This window comes from Undibacterium sp. RuRC25W, from assembly GCF_049339825.1.
Lineage (GTDB): Bacteria > Pseudomonadota > Gammaproteobacteria > Burkholderiales > Burkholderiaceae_D > Undibacterium.
The window spans coordinates 1-22,315 of the sequence record NZ_JBMPPD010000015.1 but is presented as its reverse complement, the minus strand read 5'-3'; the positions used below and the strand labels follow the sequence as shown (position 1 = coordinate 22,315).

Below are 22,315 nucleotides of genomic sequence, written 5' to 3'. Positions count from 1 at the left end.
TCGTCGCGCTTTTTTCCACCTATAAAAAAACCGCGTCTCACAGAGCGCGGTTTTTTATTTGATTCAGCGAAAATGTCACACTCAACGGAAATGCGGTGCATGTGGTGGAGCACGTCTCGCCAGGCTGTTATTGATGGTAGTGTGAGGTTTCCGGGTACTGTTTGTTTTTGTTGCCATCCGGAACAAAGGTTTGCTGATGTATACCAGCGGGAAAGCGATGGGCCAGGTGGTGAGCCATGCTTCCATCCATGCAGCGAAAAAATCGTTGTTAAAACCAATCCAGATCAGGCGCAAAATAGCGCTTACCACCAGCGTAATAACACCTGTACTAATTAGGCTTGGCAACATTGAAGTAAGACTGCGCGAGCCTGCCAGCAAAGAGGGCGCTTTGTGATATTTCGTTGCGCGTTGCGCAGAAGATGGTTTATCACTGTACACTGGCAAATGCTGCATTGCAAAATCCTGTTCTAGAATAATGACTTGCTCAATTAGCCGCGTGATGCCAGTGCGCGCAATTCGGCGGCCATGTTTGGTGAACTACGGTCCAAATCATTGGCGATATGGTGAATTGCTAAAGAATTACGCAAATGACGCAGCGCTGTTTTTTCTTCGCGTGTTTTCTTTGGTGCAACAACAAGCTTTAACGCTTGGGCAATACCGGATAACAGCGGCTTAAATACGACGAACATGGAGGCGAACAAGCCTAAACCAAGCAGCGGGCGGACGGAAGCCATGATGGAACTGATCGCAACTTCAGCCATTGGGATAGCGCTAGTAGCGGGGAATGCAATTGTAAGGAAGCTCATGATGATCTCTACGATATATTTTGTCTGATGTGTGCATTTTATTGCATCGCAACATATACTTCTAATTTCTATTTCCTATAATTAATATATCGTTTGTGAATAATTGCTTTTAATAATATAAACGGGGACAAGTAATATGAATTTTTTGACACTGGATCTCAATTTATTACGGGTATTTGACGCAGTCATGGTGGAACAAAATCTGACGCGTGCCGCAGATAAGCTGGCGATGACGCAGCCGGCAGTGTCGAATGCCTTAAAGCGATTACGCTATTCACTCGATGATGAGTTATTGATACGGACGGCCTACGGCGTTAAACCGACACCACGTGCAGAATTGCTGTGGCCGACCATTCGTGAGGCACTCTCAAAGCTCGAAACAGCCATGGCGCCGGGTAATTTTGATGTCTCTAAAGCCCAGATGACGTTTCGCATGGCCATGGCGGATGCCACAGCAGCGCTGTGGATGCCGACACTGGTAGGGGCCATTCAAAAAGAGGCTCCGGGAATTAACGTCAGAATGGTGCCTCTGACCACCCGCGAACCAAGACCGATGCTATTGCGTGGTGATATTGATATTGCAGTGGGGTTTTTCCCGGGTGTGGTGGCACAATTATCTGGTGGACAGGCAGCGGGTAACAGTGCAATTCGGCACGAACGCTTATATTCTGGGCATTACGTCTGCGTCATGCGCCAGGGTCATCCACTTGCACATTCAAAGCTAACTCTGGACGATTATTGTGCGGCGAACCATTTACTGGTGAGCTTTTCTGGCCGTGCTCACGGTCTGATCGATGAAGTCTTGGAGAAAATGGGACGCGAACGACGTATTTTGCTCACCATCAACCAGTTTTTTACCGCCGGACGAGTCGTTGCCCATTCCGATCTGCTCACCGTGCTGCCACGCCACCTGATTTCAGCCACCGGCATGACCGAAGCACTGGTATGGAAAGAATTACCCTTTGACACGCCAGAAGTGCATGTCGACATGTTGTGGCATGAGCGTGACAGTCGTAATCCTGCACATCTATGGCTGCGCGACAATCTGATGAATATGACACATTCTAATTTAGTACCAGAATTAGAGCGTGATGCAGAACTAGGGCATGAGAATTAACTCACCAGATTGACCGAGGGTCCCAACGACGCAAGCCCCATTTGTGTCGTAACGTATCAGGTTGTTACAAATATTTATAATCCGCTTGTTGCCTCTAAAAAAGAATATTGATAATCTCTCATTCAAGATTTAACATTTTATAACAATTATGAGATAGTGATTGTTATGGCTAAACATTTACCATGTCAGACGCGGCTGTGGTTACAAGCACCAAACGAGCAGGATGGCAATATCGCATTGAGACAATGTTGTGGCAGGCTTTTTTGTCATACTTTTGCCTTTCATCAGGCTGTCTTCGTTCTCATTTCTACAAAAAATGTCATTTTTATTGTTGCGGCGTTGGCTCTTCTGCCTCCTGAGTTTGTCATTTTTCTTGCTAGAAGCAATGACAGCGCAGGCGACTACTCTTGAGCTAAAACAAGAGACGAAGAATATTTCACTTCAGTCTCAATTTGAGATGTTTGAAGATGTCTCAGGCAAACGCAGTCTGCAAGAACTCATGCGGCCAACACTACAACAACAGTTTGTACCTTTGCATGGCAACCTGAACGCTGGTTACACGCATTCTGTCTATTGGCTGAAAATGAATTTGCAAAGGGCAGATGACGCAACACCCCGTCGTTGGCTCATCGAGATGACGCCTGCGATGCTTGATGACATTCGTCTCTATCAGACGGTCACTCACGGCGAACCATACATTCACCTTGCCGGAGACCACATCGCGTTTAATCGTCAGGAAATTCGCCATCACTATCCGTTGTTACAGATTTATCTTGATGATACGCAAGTACATACGCTCTATTTCCGCTTACAAACTACTAGTGCCTTATTCTTCCGCGCGAATCTATTCAACGAGACGAGCTTTACCGAAGAGTCCAACTTTCTATCGGGCTTAATGGGTATCTATTACGGTATTATGCTGGCGATCATTGTCTACAACGGCTTACTCATGATGAGCGACCGTGATGTATCGATTCGGCATTATTTTTTGCTTTCAATCAGTACCCTGATCGCAGGCATGAGCGTCAACGGTCATGTGGCGATGTATCTGGCACGTGACTGGCCGTGGCTGGTCGATATCTTGCCGGCAGTAACGCCACAACTGATTGTATTGAGCTCGTCGATGTTCATGTGTAGTTTTTTAAAACTAAAGTCCAGAACACCGAAGGCAAATCTCGTTTTTCGTCTGTTGCAAGCTTGTTCGGTCGTGATGGTGACTTGTATGCTGGCTGGGTATCAACCGCAGGTTGCCACCATTGCACAGTTATTGGGTTTGATTCAACTAAGTCTATATGTGCCGGTATCATTGCTGGTTGCACGTCGTGGCTATGCTCCGGGATATATCGTGTTACTGGCATCAGCCGTCTGGCTTTCCGGCACCGTATTAATCCCCTTACGAAATCTCGGTGTGCTCGACTCTAACTGGTTAACTGATTTTGGTTTTCAGATCGGATCAGCGCTAGAAGTGATTTTTCTGGCGCTGGCGCAGGCGTATAAAGTCCGCTTGCTACAGAAAGAGCATGATCAAACCCAAAAACAATTATTAAAACTATCTCAACGGACAGGGTACGAGCTTGATGCCAAGGTAAGATTACGTACTGCTGAATTACAGCAGTTGATACAACAACTAGAAAAATCAGACAAAGAAAAAAATGATTTTCTAAGTATCGCTGTGCATGACTTAAAAAGCCCACTGACAAGTATGATCGGGATGAGCGAGCTACTGCTTAACTTGTATCACCGGATTCCCAAAGAAGAACAACAAAGTTATCTGAGTCGTATCAACGCCAATGGTAAACGGATGATGCATATCGTCACGAACTTACTCGATATGAATGCAATGGAAAGCGGTGATTTAAAACTACAAAAACATACCGTTAATCTTGGTAAGTTATTAAACGAGATTTCACTGCAATATGAAGAAATGCTCAAAGCCAAAGATCTGACCGCCATCATTCATTGTGAAGAAGAAGTACTGGTCTGCGCAGATACCAATGCGATGACACGGGTACTAGATAATTTGATTTCAAATGCGATTAAATTTTCACCTGCTGGCAAATTTATCTGGCTGACGGTGAGCCAAATCGATAAAAAAGGCCGTTTTGAGGTACGCGATCAGGGACCTGGATTGTCTATCAAGGATCAACAATCGCTGTTTACTAAATTCTCAAAATTATCGGCGGTACCGACTGCGGGTGAACATTCAAGCGGCCTTGGTTTGTCGATCGTCAAAAAATTAATTGAAGCACAAGGCGGTGCTGTTTATTGCAACAGTCATACCGGTGAAGGTGCAAGTTTTATGATCGAATTACCTTTGGTTCCAAGCGTTCTCGCCCAGAGCACAGTTGCCCGTGCAGGCTAAACTGGCGCATTGCATTTTTTGTTACCGTATCGATCTTGTCAATTCGATTTACAATCACGATTGCAATCTCGCTTAATCACCAATCATTACCTTATTCAATTATGTTCACAGGCATCGTACAAGGTGTAGCCCGTATCGCTGAGATCAGCGACAAACCAGGCCTACGCACATTTAATATCGTCTTTCCTGATGGTTTTGCCAATGATCTTGAAATCGGCGCCAGCGTCGCTGTCGATGGTGTTTGTCTGACCGTCACGCAGTTACATGGCTCAAATGCTGCAGACTTCGACGTCATGCAGCAAAGTCTCAATATCACGACGTTAGGTAGTTATGGGACAGATGGTGCGATCAACGTTGAACGTGCCGCCAAGGATGGTGCAGAAATTGGCGGCCATCCGCTGTCTGGTCACGTCGACTTTACTGCTCATATCGGTGCAATTCGGGAATTAGAAAACAACTACGTTATCCGAATAGCCGTACCATCGGAATGGTTGCGCTATATCTTTGCAAAAGGCTATATCGCGATTAATGGAGCGAGTCTGACGATTGCGGAAGTAAATCGCGAAGAAAGCTGGTTTGAGGTCTGGTTGATCCCAGAAACCTTGCGTATGACGGTGTTCGCACAAAAGACCGTTGGTTCAACGCTAAATATTGAAATTGAACGTTCGACACAAGTTATCGTTGATACCGTACGCAACATGCTCACTGAGACCTTAGGCCCACTGGTACCAGCGCTAGAAACATTGCTGAAACAGCAGGGGATATCGACAGATCACTTGCTTCAGATTGTCCATCCGGCAGGCAAAAACTAAGAACGTTTTTACTATTGAGCAATATCGGCGACTTATCATCGTCGCCTGTTTTGCTCTCCGTACGACCAATCACCTGAACAATCTCTGCCAGAATCTTATTCGTCAGCGACTTTACCCATGTCGATTAAAACTTCATGCGCAGAGCGAAATGCGTCAATTGCTAACGGCATACCGCAATACACACTGGCATGCAGTAATACTTCCTGTATTTCTTTCATCGTGGCGCCATTATTGATCGCACCACGCACATGACCTTTAATTTCATGTGAGCGACCGAGAGCGGTCAACATCGAAATGGTAATCAGGCTACGTGTCTTTAATTCCAACTCGCCCCGACACCAAACAGTACCCCACGCATTGCGCGTGACAAATTCCTGCAAGGGTGCAGTAAATGCATCAACATTGCTGAATGCCTTTTCCACAAAGGCCTTGCCCATCACTTGTTGCCTGACCTGCAAACCGTCGTCGAATTGTTTGTCCATTTGTTTTACTTTAATAAAATTTTTAATTTACTACGAGGCTTGATGTCATCCTCAATAGCAGACTTTCTAGGTAAAAATCATTCCAGAACCACTCAGACTGATGATACTGAGGATGCTTCTAAGTCGCGTGGAAAGCACATCCGATATTGCAAACCATGACCTTCCTGACTGCTCACGTTAACCTGACCAGCCAATGAACCTGTCACTAGGTTATAGATAATATGTGCACCAAGACCACTACCACCCTGACTACGTTTAGTTGTATAAAAAGGCTCGAACAATTTTTCAAGTTGGGCGGAACTCATGCCTTTACCATCATCCGAATACGTCATCATTAGATTATCTGTATTTTCTTTATCCCACGTAACCTCAATCTGGATCGTGCCAGAATCAGCACCATCAAAACCATGTAGCAGCGAATTCATAATCAGGTTGGTGACAATCTGAGAAATGGCGCCAGGATAGGTTTTCATCCGGATATCAGACGGGCATTCCAATACAACTTGAAATTTTTTTCCTTTTAATTTTGGTTTTAAAGAAAATAAAACTTCTTCTAAATAGAAACGTAAATCAAATTCGCGCATATTCTCAGATGACTGATCAACTGCCACCTGTTTGAAACTTTTGACTAACTCCGCACCACGGTGAATATTGGTTGTCGTTATACGCAATGCTTGATCTAAAGTATCGAAAAACTTGGTGAGATGGTCTTTCTTCAAGAGGCCTTCTTTGAACGCTTTATTGATCGTCTTAAGTTCTTCTACGGCGTGACTCGTTGCCGTCACACAAATGCCTAACGGCGTGTTGACCTCATGCGCGATACCAGCAACAAGCGCACCCAACGACGCTAATTTTTCACGGCTGATTAATTCATCCTGAGTCGTCTTCAATGTCTCTAATACCTTATTGAGGGCATCGTTTTTTTGTTCTAATTCTTGTTTTGCTTTCAGTAAATCTTCACTGGATTTCATCCGTTCAAGAGCGACTGCGACATGATTCGCCACGAAGGCGATCAGTTCTAGATCTGCCTGCGTATAAATCAATGTTGGTTGATAGCTTTGAATAATAATGACACCAAACAAACGGTCATTCGCGAACAAAGGCGCACCAATCCAGCTATACGATGTTGAATTACCAAGTACTTGAACTTCGCCCTGTTCTACCAATTCTGCGATAGTTTCCTTGGTCACTAATTGCGCTTGTTTTTTGCGTACGACATACGATGTCATTCCTACCCCAAGCGGAAAACGTGAACCAATCGCGATATCGTCAAACTCGTCAACAGCATAGGCAATGCTAAATTCCTGGGCGTCTTCATGGAACAAGGCAAGGACAAAATTAGGTATTTCCATGAGCTCGCCAAGAATGTCGTGCAAGCGAGAAAATTGCCAATCGTTGGCAGAAGACAGCATGGATAATTCAGCAATCTGATACAAAGCTCTTTGCAACGTTTCTGCTTTACGTCGTTCTTCGACTTGATGTTCTAACATGGCCGTACGTTGCTTCACTGCACGTTCCAGACGGTCTAAACTCATCAGACTTTGTAGTGCAGTAGAAACGTGGCCCGCGATAAGACCAAAGAGCTGCTGATCTTCCTGTGTATAAAGATGATTTTTGTCGTAAATCTGAGTGACCATGGCGCCTAATACACCACGCTGCTGATCCAATAAAGGATGTCCCATCCAGTAATGGGCGCGTGCACCATGGCCCCAGGCGCCATTGTCCCGCTCTCTCGCTTCATGTTCTTCCGCCGTCATCAACAACGGTTGACGATGTAAAATCACCCATGCCGTCGGTGACTGTTCAGGGCTGGCTAAAGAAAAATTTTTTGTCGATGGCGGAAAGACATCAAGCTCGTCGACGCAATAGACAAAGCGCAGCGATTGTTGCTCGTCATCATAAATGGCGACATAAAAATTAGCCGCATACATAATGCGGCTAATTGTTTGATGCACAGCTTGTAAAAAATCGGCAATATTGTCCGAGGACATAGAAATGCGACTGATTTCTAGTACTGCCTCTTGTACTGCCTCCAACCGCTTCAGACGATTTTCCATAGAAGCTCCTCAAGCTGAATTTGCCGATAAGTTACGCTGCTTTTTTTAGGATTTTTTGCAGCTCTTATCTTACTTGATCGGCAGGCAGCTAGTATTTTTCACTTCTTCCATCACGGCATAAGTGTGGGTTTCACGCACACCGTTGAGCTGAAGCAAAGACTTACCAAGAAAATCTCGATACGCGTTCATATCTTTAACACGGGCTTTAACGAGATAATCAAAACCTCCGGCGACCATGTGGCATTCCAATACCTCGGGAATAGCCTGAACACCACGCCTAAATGCGTCAAACACGTCAGGTGTTGTGCGATCTAAAACAACTTCAATAAACACTAACAAAGCAACGTCGAGTAAGTGTGGGTTGAGCTGCGCTGTATAACCAAGAATGTACCCTGACTCTTGCAGCTTGCGCACGCGTTCGAGACAGGCGGCTGGAGACAGATTCACTCTGGTCGCCAGTTCTACATTGCTGATACGGCCATCATTTTGTAATTCGGCCAGAATTCTTTTACTGATTTTGTCGAGCATAAGAAGTCAAAAATCGTCAAGTAAGGGGTTAATAATATTCGGTAATATTTTCTCATAAAAAAGAAAATTTCGATATATGTTCTCAATACCAGAATTAATCATCAAAGAGCATCTATACAATGAAATCATATTTGTTTTGATTATTTTTATATGATTGCGACCACTGTGCCTACTACTTCTACCCCTTTTTCTGTCCTCAAATCAGAGCTTCTGCCTGCCCCCAGCCCTTTGAGATTAGCAATTACGCAAGTTTATCGCCGAAACGAAATTGATGCAGTGCAATGGTTACTTTCTGAAGTCAATCCACATGAAAATTTACAAAACGATGTTGCACAACTTGCACACAAGCTGGTAACTGCGGTACGTGAGCAACGTACCCGTGCGTCCGGTGTCGATGCGCTCATGCATGAGTTCTCATTATCGTCTGAAGAAGGCGTCGCGCTGATGTGCCTTGCCGAAGCCTTATTGCGCATTCCCGACCATCAAACAGCTGATCGCCTGATCGCCGATAAAATCAGTAAAGGGGACTGGGCCAGACATCTAGGCGAATCACCGTCCTTGTTCGTCAACGCAGCGACCTGGGGCTTATTGGTCACAGGCAAATTGGTTAGCACCAATAGTGAAACTGGCTTGGGCGCAGCCTTAACCCGCTTAATTGCCAAAGGCGGCGAACCGTTGATCCGTAAAGGCGTCGATCTGGCAATGCGTATGCTAGGTAATCAGTTTGTGACGGGGCAGACGATTGAAGAAGCGATCAAAAATAGTCAGGATAACGAAAAACGCGGCTATCGCTATTCTTACGACATGCTGGGAGAAGCAGCATTAACCGCAAAGGATGCCGCTTTTTACTATCAATCCTATGAAACAGCGATTCATGCCATTGGTAAAGCCTCCAACGGCCGCGGCATCAAGGATGGTCCAGGTATTTCTGTCAAATTATCCGCATTACATCCACGCTATTCGCGCGCGCAACGTGATCGGACAATGAACGAATTACTACCATTATTGAAAAAATTACTGCTCCTCGCTAAACAATACAACATCGGTCTCAATATCGATGCGGAAGAGACCGACCGTCTGGAATTGTCACTCGATCTGATGGAGGCACTAGCATTTGATCCCGATCTAAAAGGTTTTGAAGGTCTCGGGTTTGTGGTGCAGGGTTACCAAAAACGTTGTCCATTTGTGATCGATTACCTGATTGATCTGGCACGGCGCAGCGGTAGTAAATTCATGGTGCGTCTGGTCAAAGGCGCGTATTGGGATGCTGAAATCAAGCGCGCTCAGGTGGATGGGATGAGTGATTTCCCAGTCTATACACGTAAGGTCTACACCGATCTGTCTTACCTGACTTGTGCACAAAAATTGTTAGGCGCGACGGATGTGATTTATCCACAGTTTGCAACACATAACGCGCTGACATTGTCCACCATCTATACTTGGGCACAACAAGCTGGCGTCACTGACTACGAATTCCAATGTCTGCATGGCATGGGAGAAACGCTGTACGATCAAGTCGTTGGCAAAGACAAACTTAACAAACCATGTCGCATTTATGCACCGGTCGGCTCGCATCAAACTCTGCTCGCCTATCTGGTCCGCCGTCTGTTAGAAAATGGCGCCAACTCTTCATTCGTGAATCAAATTGTCGATGAAAATGTATCGATTGATACACTGATCGCCGATCCGATTCACCTCGCGCATGAGCTTGGTGGTCGTCCGCATGCCGGCATTTCTTTACCTGCCGATTTGTTTGGTACTGAGCGTAAAAATTCAGCGGGGCTGGATTTTTCAAATGAGCTTACGTTGCAGGAAGTCGCTGCGCATTTTGAGCAAACAGCGCAACAAAAACTAGTCGCTACGTCGCTCTTGTCCGGTGAAATGAGCATCGGTCCGAGTCGGCCGATACTGAATCCGGCGAACCAACTGGACCACGTTGGCGAGGTCATGGAAGCCACGACGCAAGACGTACAAAATGCCTTGGAATCGGCACAGCAATTCGCTTTAGACTGGCAAGCAACCGCGCCGGTGACACGTGCGACCTATCTCAAAAAAGCAGCTGATCTGCTCGAATCGCAAACCCTGGATTTTATGGCACTGGCGATTCGTGAAGCAGGAAAATCGCTCCCGAATGCCTTGGCTGAAGTTCGCGAAGCGGTCGACTTTTTGCGTTATTACGCAGCACAAGTTGAAGGTCACGTGAACACACAAGCATTGGGACCTGTGGTTTGTATTAGCCCATGGAATTTCCCACTGGCGATTTTTATCGGTGAAGTCAGTGCTGCGTTAGCTGCTGGTAACGTTGTATTGGCAAAGCCCGCTGAGCAAACGCCATTGATCGCGTTCAAAGCTATTGAGCTCTTGCACGCAGCAGGTGTTCCACGCGCTGCGGTGCAATTTTTACCAGGTACAGGAGAAATTGTCGGCGCACAATTAGTGGCTGACTCACGTGTCAAAGGCGTCATCTTTACTGGCTCAACAGAAGTCGCGCAGATCATTAATCGCACACTGACCAAACGTGCTATTGCTGAAGGCATTGATATTCCATTGATCGCGGAAACAGGCGGACAAAATGCAATGATCGTTGACAGTAGTGCATTGCCAGAACAAGTCGTAAACGATGTGTTGTCTTCTGCGTTTGATAGCGCAGGACAACGTTGTTCAGCCTTGCGTGTTTTGTGCCTGCAAGAAGACATCGCAGATAAAACCATAGAAATGCTACGCGGCGCGATGCAAGAATTACGCGTAGGACAACCGGATCGCTTGGTCACGGATATTGGTCCGGTGATTGACGCAGAAGCACAAAATAATTTGTTGCAACATATTGCGAACATGCGCGATAAAGCAAAATCCTTCTTCACGCTGGACCTGGCATCTGCTTGCCGTCAAGGGACTTTTGTGGCACCAACCGTGATGGAAATCGCAACTCTGTCAGAGTTAAAGAAAGAAGTATTTGGTCCGGTGTTGCACATCTTACGTTTTAAGCGCGATCAGTTACCTAATCTGATTGATCAAATCAATGGCACTGGTTTTGGTCTGACTTTAGGTATTCATTCACGTATCGACGAAACCATCAACTTCATCACCAGTCGTGCCCACGTTGGCAACATTTATGTTAATCGTAATATCGTCGGTGCAGTGGTTGGTGTCCAACCATTTGGTGGTGAAGGTAAATCCGGGACAGGGCCAAAAGCGGGTGGTCCGTTGTATCTGAAACGTTTACAACGCACACCACACATTGGTCTCGGTGGTCATACCGTCTATGAGCGCCAAGCACCAACACCACTCGATGGTTTGCTAGTGTGGGCAAAGACCAAAAATCTGGAACACTTGCAGACATTAGGTGAACAATACATCCACCACAATCCGTACAAAATCACTCAGGTGTTACCTGGTCCTACTGGCGAAAGAAATACGCTCTCTTTTGCGCCACGCGGCACGATCTTCTGTGCAGCAATCAGCGTCGATTGCCTATTAAATCAATTGGCAGCCACACTAGCGACCGGTAACACCGCTGTTGTACCACAACAATCTGCAGCGTTATTACCAGCTGACTTTCCTGATGCATTACGGGCTCTAGTCAAAACAGGCGAAGCATCATCAAGCCATGCGCAAATTGCATTGATAGAAGGCAGCTTAGTGAACACGTATAAAGCAAGCTTTGTAGAACAAGATGGCGCGATCGTTTCTGTCATTGAAACGCACGATAACATCGAAATTCCGTTATGGCGCCTGGTTGCTGAACGCGCTTTGTGTGTCAACACCACAGCAGCTGGTGGTAATGCGAGTCTCATGAGCATGGCAAGCTAGATTTTTGTCGCTCGCCGAGTATCACGCAATACTGGAGAAAACCCTGCTCAGTAGCAGGGCTTTCTCAGCTTAACAATTCTTGTTTAACAGGTGGTATATTGCTGCCTTTTTAAAAGATTAGCAGGCCTTATAAGGCCTTTAAACAAACACTGAAATCAACGGTTACTTACCCAAAGCAACTGTAACAAGGAACGAAACTGGTCGTCAGTTGGTAAGTATTGTTAACAAACCTTGGAATACTTCATCCTCACTGTTAAAAAGCATGAGGGACGTTGTTTTTTTCAAGAGTATTTACTCTAGAATTGCTTTATTAGCTATTCACTAGTAATACTGGGTGAGATACTACACGATGAGTTTTAGGACGACCGTTCCATTACTTGCAAATAATTCTACTTAGGAGACAAAAAAATGCGTCAAGTCAATTTGACCTTGGGCTTAATCACGGCCGCTCTATTGAGCGCTTGCGGTGGCGGCGGTTCCGCTGGCCCAACGATTAACAGCAGCACTGCTCGCGGTGTCTTAGTTGCTAATCCACCAAATTTGGTACCCATTCCACAAGCAAACGGTACGGCAGTTCCACAACTCGACCCAGTAACGTTTGCCGCAATGCTTAATGCAGCACAGCCAGGCCTGACACAAGTGACTGGCACACCAGTCTGCTCGATTTCTACGTATTACATGAAATACAACACTGTCGGTAGCAAAGGCGAAGCGACAACAGCAACTGGCGCGATTTTCGTACCGTCTGGTACAGCAACACAATGTTCCGGTCCACGTCCAGTCGTCGCGTATGCACATGGCACAACAGTGATGCAGTCTTTCAACATGGCGAACTTGCAATCTAACCAGGAAGCTGTATTAGTTGCCGCAACGTTTGCTGCGCAAGGTTTCATCGTCGTTGCCCCTAACTATGCTGGCTACGATTTGTCTTCGCTGCCATACACAGGCTATCTGGATGCTGCGCAACAATCTAACGATATGATTGATAGCTTGCGTGCTGCACGTCAGGCATTCCCAAATATCGGCGCTCAAGATTCCGGTAAATTATTCCTGACGGGTTATTCACAAGGTGGTTTCGTTGCATTGGCTACACAGCAATCGATGCAAAACAACTACGCAAGCGAGTTCAAAGTCACTGCACTGGCTGGTGGTTCAGGTCCTTACGCGACTGAATTGTTAGCTGATGCCATTTTCGCGAAGCAACCAAATTTAGGTGGAACCGCGTTCTTGCCGCTGATTACTAACGCTTGGCAGGCACACTACGGCAATATTTACACTGGCGGTAACCCGTCTAATATTTATGCATCGCCGTATGCTGCAAATATATTAACTGCGGTACCTGGCAACTATGCAAGTATCAACGCAATGTACGCCACCGGTGTGTTGCCAACAACAACCATGTTCTCATCCACTTATGCTGCAGTAGTTGCAAACGCCAGCTACGGTGGTCAATTGCCTGCCCAGTTAGCAGCATTTTATGGTGCGACTAATTTAGTCAATGATTCATTCGCTTTAGGATTTTTACAAGATGTTGCTCAATATCCTTGTAACCTGACTGCAGCAACGCCTTTGAACTGCAAACCGCAAAACACTGTTCGTCAAGCTGCGTTGGCAAATGATTTGCGTACATTGCCTGTACCAACTGTTCCAGTATTGCTGTGTGGCGGTAACTCAGATCCGACGGTGTTCTTCCAAAGTACACTGGCTGAAAAAGCGTTCTTGAATGCGAATGGTTTTGGGGCACCGTACTTAAGCGTGCTTGACGTTGATTCGACGCCAACCAGCACTGCTGATCCATTTTATGCAGCAAAAGCAGGCTTTGCAGCGGCAAAAACAAAAGTGATTACCGATGCGATCACCGCTGGCCAATCTCCAGCGGTAGCTGTTGCAAGTGCTTACCATGGCGCTTTGGTTCCACCTTTCTGTAACGCTGCTGCTGCTGGTTTCTTCAAAAGCGTTTTAGCACAATAATAAGGAGACGCAATCATGAAAAAAATACAAATAGCATTGTGCGCATTATTCGGTTTGACTTCAGTTGCAGCCATGGCTGAAGATCAAAATCTGGTTGCCGCTGGTATCGGTTATATCAGTGTTCATTCTAGTTCGCCTGACTTTTCTTCTAACGGTCCCGCGTTCTTGACACCACAGCCAGCGGGTATCACTGTAGCTAGCGCAACGACCTTGTTGTTTGGTTTCTCACATATGCTCAACGATCACTGGGCAGTGGCGTTTGCTGGTGGGATTCCACCAAAACACGATATCAATGGTCGCGGTACATTAGCACCGTTTGGGGTGACGACAACGGTTAAACAATTGGCGCCGACACTATTTGCCAATTACCACTTCTACGAAAGCGGCTCAAAATTCCGTCCATTCGTTGGATTGGGTATTAACTATACAAAGTTCTACGATATTACGTCTCAACCATCTGGTAACCTGGCTTCCGGTGGTCCAACATCGATTACGCTATCATCCTATACAGGTCTGGCTGCTACGGTTGGTATGAACTATAAAATTGCTGATCATCTGTACCTCAATGCAAACATCGCTGCTGCGAATGTCAGCACAGATATGGTGGCAACAACAGGTAGTATTCAACGTTCTACCCACGTTAAACTGAATCCGATTTTGTATTCAGCAGGTCTGGCATATAGTTTCTGATTCAGTACGCAGAACAGATCCAATCAAAAACCGTCGTTTGAAAAAACGGCGGTTTTTTTATTTTTACCGTCGCTGAGGGATAATAAAAAGAGGATCACTGATTAACTCTTACCATCGCCGACAAATGAGCGACAATGACATCTTTACGCATTGCACTCCGCAATAAAACTGGTGAGGCTGTCGTACTTTTGCCAACCAATCAAAGTGCCACATCAATGTAATTAAGCTTCCCATTCACACTTCAAATAAGCCATCGAGTAGCACGGAAAAAACTACTAAACGAGTTCAAACGCATGCTTCAGGTGTCCGTATTCTACGCATAGAAAATTTGTTATTTATTATGTTTTAAATTACTGTTCCTAACCACAACTGGCTGCAATGTGTAGTCAGTGGTCGCTTAGAATTTGAGGCAAATGGCGCTTCTCGGCACAAAGAAGTCTTCGGTGATATGGTGAGTAAATTCTGCTCTGAAGGCTGGATATCATATGTACTTGTTGATAAAGAAAAGACTCACGAACATGAAAATTAGTTTTCTTGGCGCTTGCACTCTCATTATCTGTATGTCGGTCACTGCCCATGCTGCGGCAACCGATCTTCCCACTCCGGTTCCTGCTGCCGACGAGTTTATCGACGCTTTAAAGCATCAGCAATTCAAGGAGGCTACTGCAAAGTTCACGCCAGGTCTAGCGCAAGTTCTTATTTCGTATGCCTTGAAGGATGCTTAGAGTTGAAGCACTTGACCGTTTTTAATAGGGCAGCTTGCAGCACGAAGCAGGCTGTCGCAGCAAAAGATCGATAATGGCAAACTGCTTTTACCACCCCGATAGTCTCCGGTCAAAGGAATTCATTTCTTTGCCTTTTAATCGTTTATTGAAGATGCGAACAAGTGGTTTTTTTTAAATACTAACCACTTGCTCATTGAATACCAATAACAGATGAGAAGGCGAAAGTTTAGCTTGGTTGTTTTACCACATCGCCATTTTTCATAACAAAAACGATCGATTGCAATAACGTTACGTTGGTTAAAGGGTCGCCTTTCACTGCCACAATATCGGCGTAACGGCCAACTTCAATGCCCCCTACATCAGCAGAACGTCCCAACGCTTCAGCAGCATTCACCGTCGCGGCTTGGATCGCCTGCATTGGCGTCATGCCCCAATCAACCATGGTTTTGAATTGTTTGGCGTTATCACCATGCGGATAAATGCCACCATCAGTACCAAACACCATTTTGACGCCTGCCTTCAGGGCATTCCGAAAGCTTTGGCGCTGCTTTAGGCCAATCATGCGTTCTTTTTCCAGCGACTCAGCAAAAGTACCGTTTTTCTCCCCCTCGGCGAGGATGTAATCATCATTGTAGATATCCATCGAAAACCAAGTACCGTGCTGTTTCGCTAAGGTATAGGCTTCATCGTCTGCCAAGCTTGCGTGTTCAATGGTATCAGCGCCGGCACGAATAGCGTCTTTGATACCGCTTGCACCATGGGCGTGTACCGCCACTTTTAAGCCAAGCATATGTGATTCATCGACCAATGCTTTCATTTCTAGTAATGAATATTGTTGGCCACTGACAGAATCAGTCTTTGAAAACACACCACCTGTTGCACAAAATTTAATCACTTCTGCACCATATTTACGTAATTTACGTACTGTGGCGCGAATTTCGTCAGGTCCATTGGCAACGCCGGGTGAAGGTACCGTAACAGAAGGAGGAAATTCTGTGGAATCACAATGACCGCCAGTGGCGCCGATCGCGTAGGTGGCAGGAATAATACGAGGACCAGGAATCTGACGCTCGTCGATCGCTTGTTTGATCGCGACATCGTCATAATGTGAAGAACCAACATTGCGTACCGTGGTAAAACCTGCGTCTAGTGTTTTTCTAGCATTTGCCACACCGACGACAGTCCAGAAATTATCCGTAAATTCCAACCCTCGATAACCGCCATAGCGAGGATCTGATGTTAAATGCACATGCATATCGATGAGTCCAGGCAAGAGGGTCATCCCTGGTAAGTCAATTTTTTTTGCCTCAGCTGGAATGTCTGCGCCCGCTTGTGTAACGGCAATAATACGACCACGACTAATCGTGATTTGTGGATGGTTGATGACGGTCCCCTTTACGACATCAAGCATTTTATCTGCGGTAACAACAATAATTTGTTCTTCACTATTTGCAGCCATTGCCAGGTCGGCGCCAGTGAACATTACTGTATTTACCAACAGACAACTCATCAATAATCGCATTGCTGACATTTATTTTCCTAGAAATGACGTAGAGATAACACTGGTCTCTGTTGAAAACATGGAAGTTGCACACAGGAGTTTTTTGCTGAGCACCTCTTTTTTTTAAAGAATAAATAAAAGTACTTTTTATTACCTTTCATTTTTTGTTTTTTTAAAAAAATTTACTCTCGCAAAAACCACTTGTTCCATCGTTACTTTTAACCTCATCGAAGCTTCTTTTTTTCAGTAAGTAACGGATTTTAAAGGAAATTTTAAAAAAAGAGTTAACGGTGCATTTTGGTGTGTTGTTCGCTTTTAATGTAATAACTTTATATATAAATAGTAGTTATTGTTAACGTAGGTAGTTCGCTGTGGATAACTCGGTATACATCCACATAATCAATTGTTTACACGATTCATAACCCAGTGAAAAAGGTCTGTATATCCACAGGACAGTTTTTGTATAAAAAATTCTGACTGAGGATAAATCTGACTTACGCACAATACATACAGTGGATATACCTTCACTTATCCACAGAAATATTTTTCAATTTGTCGTTTTTTTTAACATTTTTAAGAAAAAGACCAGCAAATTGATTCAAAAATTCGATGGTGGGTGTTTTGAAGACGTGTATTTTTGATCGTTAGAACGAATTTTTAAACGAACACCGAGTGCGATGTTGATAACTAGAAGTCGAAAGGGAGACGTTTGGAGGATGTGATGACTTGATCCCTTTTTTTTAATAACGACAAAAAAAGTCGTTTGGATTTTTATCATTAATCGCAAAGTTTTTTTTTATTCGCTTTGACGGTTTTCAATTGAAATTAAAAGTACTAAAGATCTTTTTTCAAAAAAATCCAGAAACGGTTTACTTAGTTAACTTAGTATATATATACATAGTAGTAATGGTTAACGTTGCGTTTTTTTGTGGATAAGTCTGTATTTGTCCACAGAAACAACGACTTATTTACTGTATAGATGTTCGGATAAGTTCTGTATGTGTTGATGATAGATTTGGGATAAGAAATTGGCTTGTGGATTTATTGGGAGTTTTCCCCAACTTGTGCTGGGGATATGATGACAGTTATCCACAAGGCTTTTGAGAGGTTTTACAGCTTGTCAGCACGTTTGAGCATGCCAGGTGCAAACTGTTGGAAGGCGTTGATAAAGAGGTTGGCGCATTGTTTTTGTCTGTTCGGCAGATGTTCAACGTAAATGGCGGTGTATTCCAGGGCTGGAATACCTCCTCTGGCGCGTTTGAAGCGGCTGGCGCCTGAGCTGTAGTGCAAGCGACATCCGCGGTTTTTTCCTTCTTTTAACAAGATAGCCATTAAGCGACGGTACAAGCCCAGTTCTTGTGGCAAGCTAGTGTCGTAGCCAATTAAGGGCGTCGTCAGCCAGCCACTTTCTGGATGAATGTAGAGGCCAAGCACCCCAACCCAACGTCCTTGCCATCGTAATCCGATGAGCTCAAGGAAGTTTGTTTCGAGGCAGAGTTCAAAGAATGCTGGACTGAAATCCGGATTAAGATGCGAATGTTTGTCGATAAACAGTTGCCGGAAAACAGCACGCAGATCAGCCAGATCGCTCAGATTGAGTTGGGTCTGGGTGACAATTTCTACTTCCCCATCATTGAGCAACCTTGCGTCTTGCTTGACGTGATTATGTTTCCATACGTGCTTTTTCGCGGGATCGCATAGGTAAATCATGCGTGAAGGCATCATTTTCCAGCCTTGTGCACAGAGATTTTCCATCACCGAAGGAGATACTTCGGGACACATATTACGGATCATCAGCGGACTATCACTATGGCGACCACACATGACGCTCGTCATTTGTGCAATGTCATCGGCTTGCCATTCCGGATATAAATTAGTTGATATCAGGTAATTCGCAATAATTGCGGCTTGATCTAATTTACTGGCATGCATAAGCGCCGACAAGGGGCCAAAAATCAGACAGGAACCCGCTTTAACGAGATGGGCCATGGCTGGGGATAAATGGCGTAAGGCTTCGGACCGTGCGTAGCGTAGCCAAGTTGAACGCGGGCTCGACACATAGCTTTCCTTCCAATCACTATGGTCGAGTAGGGAAACGGGATAGCTGTTACCTGCAATGTCAACAGAATGGATATGCGCGTTCGCATTGCTGACCCAATGGTTGCCCCCGCGCGATCGTGCGGTGAGCAGCCATAGGGCATCAGCCACCATGCGAGGTGGGAGTGAAGTAGTCAATTGGTGATGTAATTTTGAAGATGGAATTCTGATTAACGTTTGGTGTACAGATGCATACCGCCATAGATAGCAGACCTATCAGTGGCATATAGCGCACGGTTTTTTTCCACATCGGTATGCCACGAGGCTAGTATTGACGCTGGCAATTGTTGTTCTAGCGGCGAGGTCTCGCCACCAGTGCGGAAAACGACCTTGGCATTTGGCGCTGCGGTGCGAGTCACTTCTTCCCATAGTGCTGTTAATTGTTGTTGATCCATCCAATCCTGTGCGTCAAGAAACAGGTAGGCATCCATCGACTCACGTGGTTGTTTTTGTAAAAATTGTGTGAGGGTTATATGGTGTGGATGTAAGCGGTCAATGTTGTTGCGCAGCGCGTCAAAATGCTGTTCTTGTAAATACAAAGGTAAGGCTTTTTGTTTGTTTGTGTCATAGCGACGTCCCAGTGCTTGTTGCGCAAAACAGTTTTCATCGAGTGGAAAATCGCAGCACAGATGACGCATTCTTTCCTTGAATAAACTGTGTAGACCATCTTTTGCATCATGTTTGAGGGCTTCAAACTGTGATGGTGGGATACCGAGACTGTATAGCGCAAGTGGTTGTTGGGCGAGCAGCTTGAACAACCGCGTTTCAAACGCTGGTGCAACGTATTGTTCAAAATAGGTACGTTGTTCGTCTACATTTTTTGCTTCTAAGACTTTACTGAGGTTGCCGCCCATCATGCGTACAAAGTAATGAGCTAGGCTGATGAAGTTACCTAACAGGCCGTGTTGATAAGCTTGGTTTGCAAAGTAGTGGTAACGCGGTTGACCAGAGATGGAGCGACTTTCCCAGAAAGTGTTGGCATCGTCCGACAAGCGGTCACGGATATGGCGTTTATAGCGTTTGATATTATCGTTGTGATTCGCGTCGCCAAGATAAGCGAGAACTGCTTCATAGTCGGGCAGATGTTTTATCGCCATTTGCTTCATATTGAGCATCGCCAGATGCGCTGCATTGAGGTCCACTGCGTGGACGGCAGCGGGATTGGCGGATAAATAAGCCAGAGCATTGCAACCACCTGATGAAATTGTCAGGATAGTCGCACCGGGCTTAAGTTGAAGTGCATCGAGATCGGACTGCGGGTCTTCCCAGATCTGGGCATACACGAGGCGGCTAAACCAATGGGCAAACAACTGATCAGCGATGCCTTTGCGACCAGAGGTAGTGGAATTGAATACAGCGCTATCAATCAATGCTTTGCTTGACATGGTTGTCTCCCGCGAAGATGTTAACGATGGCGAAATACTGTCCTAGTTGGGTTGACGCGTCGTGGACTCGCTGTCAACCCGTATGGGCCAATGATTTTCGCTGTGGTTTATGTAATCTGTAACGACGACTTTAGGTCGCGGAGGTGACAAGCAAGTGACAGGCAGATGAATATTTAATGAAATAGCTTATTTGTTTTTCTCAGATGACAAGCTGTGGATAAATTTTTGTATAACTCTGATTCTTATGATTAATCTCGCTGATGCCGGATCGTTAATTTGCGGCGACGTGCCTGAATAAACAGAAACAATTGGTAAGCAAAATACAAAGATGCCAGAACAGGCATTGAGGCGATCAACAAGAAAACGATACCAGTCACTGGGACGTCTCCTGACCAGGTCTGGATCGGATCATTTGCGTGAGGATTGCGTTTTTCCGGTGGCATTTTAGGCAAGTCGATTTGTACACCAGAGGCGGCATTGTCTGTTTCCGAGGGAGCAACGAGAATGACCGACTGCATCGTGGTTGGCGCCGGCGTTGCTGGCTTGTCCTCGGCAAACGCAGTGGTAGTAAAGACTTGCAAGGCCAGGATCAGAGCGAGCTTAAATTTCATTGTGGTTCACTTTAGTTGAAATGACGATCCGAATGCTGAAGTCGACGAAGTTTGCTAAGTTTATTCACACACACGCACCGGAGTTCGCATTTTATCGAACATTCAAGTAGTTGGCTGACATATCCAACGTGACTTTGTGCGTGTTTAAGGTCAGATACGCACAAATATGTTGTCGTTAGGTTACGACAATGTATGCTAAAAATAGTAGGTGATTGTGTTAAATATATGCTAATTTCTTATAATAGTGACAAATTATAGAAGGAGGCTTTATGTCCGGGCTAGTTCATTTTTTGCTCTCTTTGTTGGTCATGGTGTTAATCGCAGCAGCGACCGTCCGCCAATCACGTCAGTTAATGAATGCAGCTTTTGGTACGTTGATCTTATCGAGTGTGGTTGGTTGGTATCAAACCATTTTTTCGGCAGGAATAGAGCCACTATTTTTTATCGGCACGCTTGCATTGGCTCTGGCGGTTTGCTGCTTTTTTTATGCGGTCTATTCTTTTGAGTTTATTCCACACGATGACGTGGAATAAAGAGCTCGCCTATATTTCACCCAGTTGTTTGAGTGATTCTCTGAAAAGAAACTGACGGAGGTTATTTCTCGCTATCTAAATGTTGTGAGAGAAATAAAGATTTGTTCAGAGATGATCGTCGCAGTTGAATAGGAATAGAAGTATCGAGCTTTATTATAAAAATCCGCAAGCTTGGGAAAGCCGATATCAGCGCCGGCTGGACTTCGAAAAAATAATCATGATTGATGATGAGTCTTCGTACGTTCTTCCATCAGATGTCATCAAATCAAGTTATGTTAAAGACGATTTAACTAGGGCGCGTTGATATTTATTTTAACTAAAGGATCGAATGCAATTACCGCAAATGAAGCAAATCGCTCAGCAAGTTAGCCGTTATCAGGTAACTTATTGTTCTATGGAGTATTTAAACTAACTAGTCGCCGGAGTAGCTGAGTAGCTCGATATGCATTCAACCATCGCTGCCGAAGAGCTTTAATTTTGCCTGAATGTCCGTGCTGTCCAAATGCTCTACCGGGATTGCCGGCCCACTCCCAGCTAAATTTCGTAGCTATATCAAGTGGAGCATATTTGAAACCCTGCTTTTCTAATTCTGATCTACGAAGTTGGCAAATAATTACATCTTCATTTTCCGTTATTTCGCTTGTCGAATTTTTTAAATATGTTTGAAGTTTCTTACTTCTTAGAGAAAATCCGCCATTACCGACTAGGGCGTGTTGACATATAAAAAGCTGTTAACTTTTCCCGAAGTGTGTTTACATTCTAGATTTTAAAGAATGAAACGATGCTGCGACTGATGTTGAGAGATGATCAATGGGAACGAATTGCGCC

General features: G+C 45.1%; 19 protein-coding genes. 9 read left to right on the top strand and 10 right to left on the bottom strand.

What is annotated here, in order from left to right; all coding sequences use genetic code 11:
* Positions 1-81: 81 nt before the first annotated feature.
* Together ACO0KV_RS08835 and ACO0KV_RS08830 are read right to left on the bottom strand one after the other, a co-directional pair.
* Positions 82-453: a DUF2798 domain-containing protein gene (locus tag ACO0KV_RS08835; RefSeq protein ID WP_423041923.1), complete on the bottom strand. Its 372-nt coding sequence runs from the start codon at positions 451-453 to the stop codon at positions 82-84.
* A 35-nt stretch (positions 454-488) separates the two neighbouring features.
* Positions 489-806, bottom strand: coding sequence for a hypothetical protein (locus ACO0KV_RS08830; RefSeq protein ID WP_423041921.1), 318 nt, complete (start codon positions 804-806; stop codon positions 489-491).
* Between the two features lie 136 nt (positions 807-942).
* Here ACO0KV_RS08830 and ACO0KV_RS08825 point away from each other — a divergent pair, with 136 nt between their 5' ends.
* The 4 genes from ACO0KV_RS08825 (at position 943) to ACO0KV_RS08810 (ending at position 5,097) form a co-directional block, all read left to right on the top strand.
* Positions 943-1,923: a LysR family transcriptional regulator gene (locus tag ACO0KV_RS08825; RefSeq protein WP_423041919.1), complete on the top strand. Its 981-nt coding sequence runs from the start codon at positions 943-945 to the stop codon at positions 1,921-1,923.
* Between the two features lie 165 nt (positions 1,924-2,088).
* Entirely contained in the window at positions 2,089-2,334 is a 246-nt protein-coding gene (locus ACO0KV_RS08820) for a hypothetical protein (RefSeq protein ID WP_423041917.1), read from the top strand.
* Positions 2,335-2,380: 46 nt separating this feature from the next.
* Complete coding sequence (locus ACO0KV_RS08815; protein ID WP_423041915.1) at positions 2,381-4,285, top strand: sensor histidine kinase; 1,905 nt, start codon at positions 2,381-2,383, stop codon at positions 4,283-4,285.
* Positions 4,286-4,386: 101 nt separating this feature from the next.
* Positions 4,387-5,097, top strand: coding sequence for a riboflavin synthase subunit alpha (locus tag ACO0KV_RS08810; protein WP_423041913.1), 711 nt, complete (start codon positions 4,387-4,389; stop codon positions 5,095-5,097).
* 95 nt (positions 5,098-5,192) lie between these two features.
* Here the strand turns inward: ACO0KV_RS08810 and ACO0KV_RS08805 are convergent, their stop codons facing one another.
* The 3 genes from ACO0KV_RS08805 to ACO0KV_RS08795 form a co-directional block, all read right to left on the bottom strand.
* Positions 5,193-5,579, bottom strand: coding sequence for a carboxymuconolactone decarboxylase family protein (locus ACO0KV_RS08805; RefSeq protein ID WP_423041911.1), 387 nt, complete (start codon positions 5,577-5,579; stop codon positions 5,193-5,195).
* Positions 5,580-5,671: 92 nt separating this feature from the next.
* Positions 5,672-7,636: a GAF domain-containing sensor histidine kinase gene (locus ACO0KV_RS08800; RefSeq protein ID WP_423041909.1), complete on the bottom strand. Its 1,965-nt coding sequence runs from the start codon at positions 7,634-7,636 to the stop codon at positions 5,672-5,674.
* Positions 7,637-7,705: 69 nt separating this feature from the next.
* A complete protein-coding gene (locus ACO0KV_RS08795; protein WP_110254407.1) occupies positions 7,706-8,164 on the bottom strand; it encodes an Lrp/AsnC ligand binding domain-containing protein in 459 nt (152 codons plus the stop codon).
* A gap of 150 nt (positions 8,165-8,314) precedes the next feature.
* On the opposite strand from ACO0KV_RS08795, the gene putA reads away from it, so the two are divergent.
* The 4 genes from putA to ACO0KV_RS08775 all read left to right on the top strand — a co-directional run bounded on the left by putA (position 8,315) and on the right by ACO0KV_RS08775 (position 15,360).
* Complete coding sequence (putA, locus tag ACO0KV_RS08790; RefSeq protein ID WP_423041907.1) at positions 8,315-11,974, top strand: trifunctional transcriptional regulator/proline dehydrogenase/L-glutamate gamma-semialdehyde dehydrogenase; 3,660 nt, start codon at positions 8,315-8,317, stop codon at positions 11,972-11,974.
* Between the two features lie 408 nt (positions 11,975-12,382).
* On the top strand, positions 12,383-13,945 hold the full coding sequence (locus tag ACO0KV_RS08785) for an alpha/beta hydrolase (RefSeq protein ID WP_423041905.1): 1,563 nt from the start codon (positions 12,383-12,385) through the stop codon (positions 13,943-13,945).
* A 15-nt stretch (positions 13,946-13,960) separates the two neighbouring features.
* A complete protein-coding gene (locus tag ACO0KV_RS08780) occupies positions 13,961-14,635 on the top strand; it encodes an OmpW/AlkL family protein (protein ID WP_423041903.1) in 675 nt (224 codons plus the stop codon).
* 518 nt (positions 14,636-15,153) lie between these two features.
* Positions 15,154-15,360 carry a hypothetical protein gene (locus ACO0KV_RS08775; RefSeq protein WP_423041901.1) on the top strand — a complete coding sequence of 69 codons (207 nt, stop codon included), beginning with the start codon at positions 15,154-15,156 and terminating at the stop codon, positions 15,358-15,360.
* 226 nt (positions 15,361-15,586) lie between these two features.
* Here ACO0KV_RS08775 and ACO0KV_RS08770 read toward each other — a convergent pair whose 3' ends face one another.
* The 4 genes from ACO0KV_RS08770 to ACO0KV_RS08755 form a co-directional block, all read right to left on the bottom strand.
* The gene (locus tag ACO0KV_RS08770) at positions 15,587-16,891 is read right to left on the bottom strand and encodes an amidohydrolase family protein (protein ID WP_423041899.1); all 1,305 of its coding nucleotides are present in this window, start codon (positions 16,889-16,891) and stop codon (positions 15,587-15,589) included.
* A gap of 1,080 nt (positions 16,892-17,971) precedes the next feature.
* The gene (locus ACO0KV_RS08765; RefSeq protein ID WP_423041897.1) at positions 17,972-19,096 is read right to left on the bottom strand and encodes a hypothetical protein; all 1,125 of its coding nucleotides are present in this window, start codon (positions 19,094-19,096) and stop codon (positions 17,972-17,974) included.
* 32 nt (positions 19,097-19,128) lie between these two features.
* Positions 19,129-20,343 (bottom strand): DUF3419 family protein, encoded by a 1,215-nt coding sequence (locus ACO0KV_RS08760; protein ID WP_423041895.1) that lies wholly within the window; start codon positions 20,341-20,343, stop codon positions 19,129-19,131.
* A 248-nt stretch (positions 20,344-20,591) separates the two neighbouring features.
* The gene (locus ACO0KV_RS08755; RefSeq protein WP_423041893.1) at positions 20,592-20,954 is read right to left on the bottom strand and encodes a hypothetical protein; all 363 of its coding nucleotides are present in this window, start codon (positions 20,952-20,954) and stop codon (positions 20,592-20,594) included.
* Between the two features lie 269 nt (positions 20,955-21,223).
* On the opposite strand from ACO0KV_RS08755, the gene ACO0KV_RS08750 reads away from it, so the two are divergent.
* Positions 21,224-21,487: a hypothetical protein gene (locus tag ACO0KV_RS08750; protein ID WP_423041891.1), complete on the top strand. Its 264-nt coding sequence runs from the start codon at positions 21,224-21,226 to the stop codon at positions 21,485-21,487.
* Positions 21,488-21,879: 392 nt separating this feature from the next.
* On the opposite strand, the gene ACO0KV_RS08745 is transcribed toward ACO0KV_RS08750, so the two are convergent.
* Positions 21,880-22,209 carry a DUF5672 family protein gene (locus ACO0KV_RS08745; RefSeq protein ID WP_423042021.1) on the bottom strand — a complete coding sequence of 110 codons (330 nt, stop codon included), beginning with the start codon at positions 22,207-22,209 and terminating at the stop codon, positions 21,880-21,882.
* Between the last annotated feature and the right edge of the window lie 106 nt (positions 22,210-22,315).

Excerpts from the sequence above, each read along its gene's own strand:
- ACO0KV_RS08760 (WP_423041895.1), bottom strand. The coding sequence starts at position 20,343 with ATGTCAAGCAAAGCATTGATTGATAGCGCTGTATTCAATTCCACTACC.
- ACO0KV_RS08750 (WP_423041891.1), top strand. The coding sequence starts at position 21,224 with ATGTCCGGGCTAGTTCATTTTTTGCTCTCTTTGTTGGTCATGGTGTTA.
- ACO0KV_RS08835 (WP_423041923.1), bottom strand. The coding sequence starts at position 453 with ATGCAGCATTTGCCAGTGTACAGTGATAAACCATCTTCTGCGCAACGC.
- ACO0KV_RS08785 (WP_423041905.1), top strand. The coding sequence starts at position 12,383 with ATGCGTCAAGTCAATTTGACCTTGGGCTTAATCACGGCCGCTCTATTG.
- ACO0KV_RS08830 (WP_423041921.1), bottom strand. The coding sequence starts at position 806 with ATGAGCTTCCTTACAATTGCATTCCCCGCTACTAGCGCTATCCCAATG.
- ACO0KV_RS08775 (WP_423041901.1), top strand. The coding sequence starts at position 15,154 with ATGAAAATTAGTTTTCTTGGCGCTTGCACTCTCATTATCTGTATGTCG.
- ACO0KV_RS08815 (WP_423041915.1), top strand. The coding sequence starts at position 2,381 with ATGTTTGAAGATGTCTCAGGCAAACGCAGTCTGCAAGAACTCATGCGG.
- ACO0KV_RS08770 (WP_423041899.1), bottom strand. The coding sequence starts at position 16,891 with ATGTCAGCAATGCGATTATTGATGAGTTGTCTGTTGGTAAATACAGTA.
- ACO0KV_RS08805 (WP_423041911.1), bottom strand. The coding sequence starts at position 5,579 with ATGGACAAACAATTCGACGACGGTTTGCAGGTCAGGCAACAAGTGATG.
- ACO0KV_RS08810 (WP_423041913.1), top strand. The coding sequence starts at position 4,387 with ATGTTCACAGGCATCGTACAAGGTGTAGCCCGTATCGCTGAGATCAGC.
- ACO0KV_RS08755 (WP_423041893.1), bottom strand. The coding sequence starts at position 20,954 with ATGAAATTTAAGCTCGCTCTGATCCTGGCCTTGCAAGTCTTTACTACC.
- ACO0KV_RS08825 (WP_423041919.1), top strand. The coding sequence starts at position 943 with ATGAATTTTTTGACACTGGATCTCAATTTATTACGGGTATTTGACGCA.
- ACO0KV_RS08795 (WP_110254407.1), bottom strand. The coding sequence starts at position 8,164 with ATGCTCGACAAAATCAGTAAAAGAATTCTGGCCGAATTACAAAATGAT.
- ACO0KV_RS08800 (WP_423041909.1), bottom strand. The coding sequence starts at position 7,636 with ATGGAAAATCGTCTGAAGCGGTTGGAGGCAGTACAAGAGGCAGTACTA.
- ACO0KV_RS08780 (WP_423041903.1), top strand. The coding sequence starts at position 13,961 with ATGAAAAAAATACAAATAGCATTGTGCGCATTATTCGGTTTGACTTCA.
- ACO0KV_RS08820 (WP_423041917.1), top strand. The coding sequence starts at position 2,089 with ATGGCTAAACATTTACCATGTCAGACGCGGCTGTGGTTACAAGCACCA.
- putA (WP_423041907.1), top strand. The coding sequence starts at position 8,315 with ATGATTGCGACCACTGTGCCTACTACTTCTACCCCTTTTTCTGTCCTC.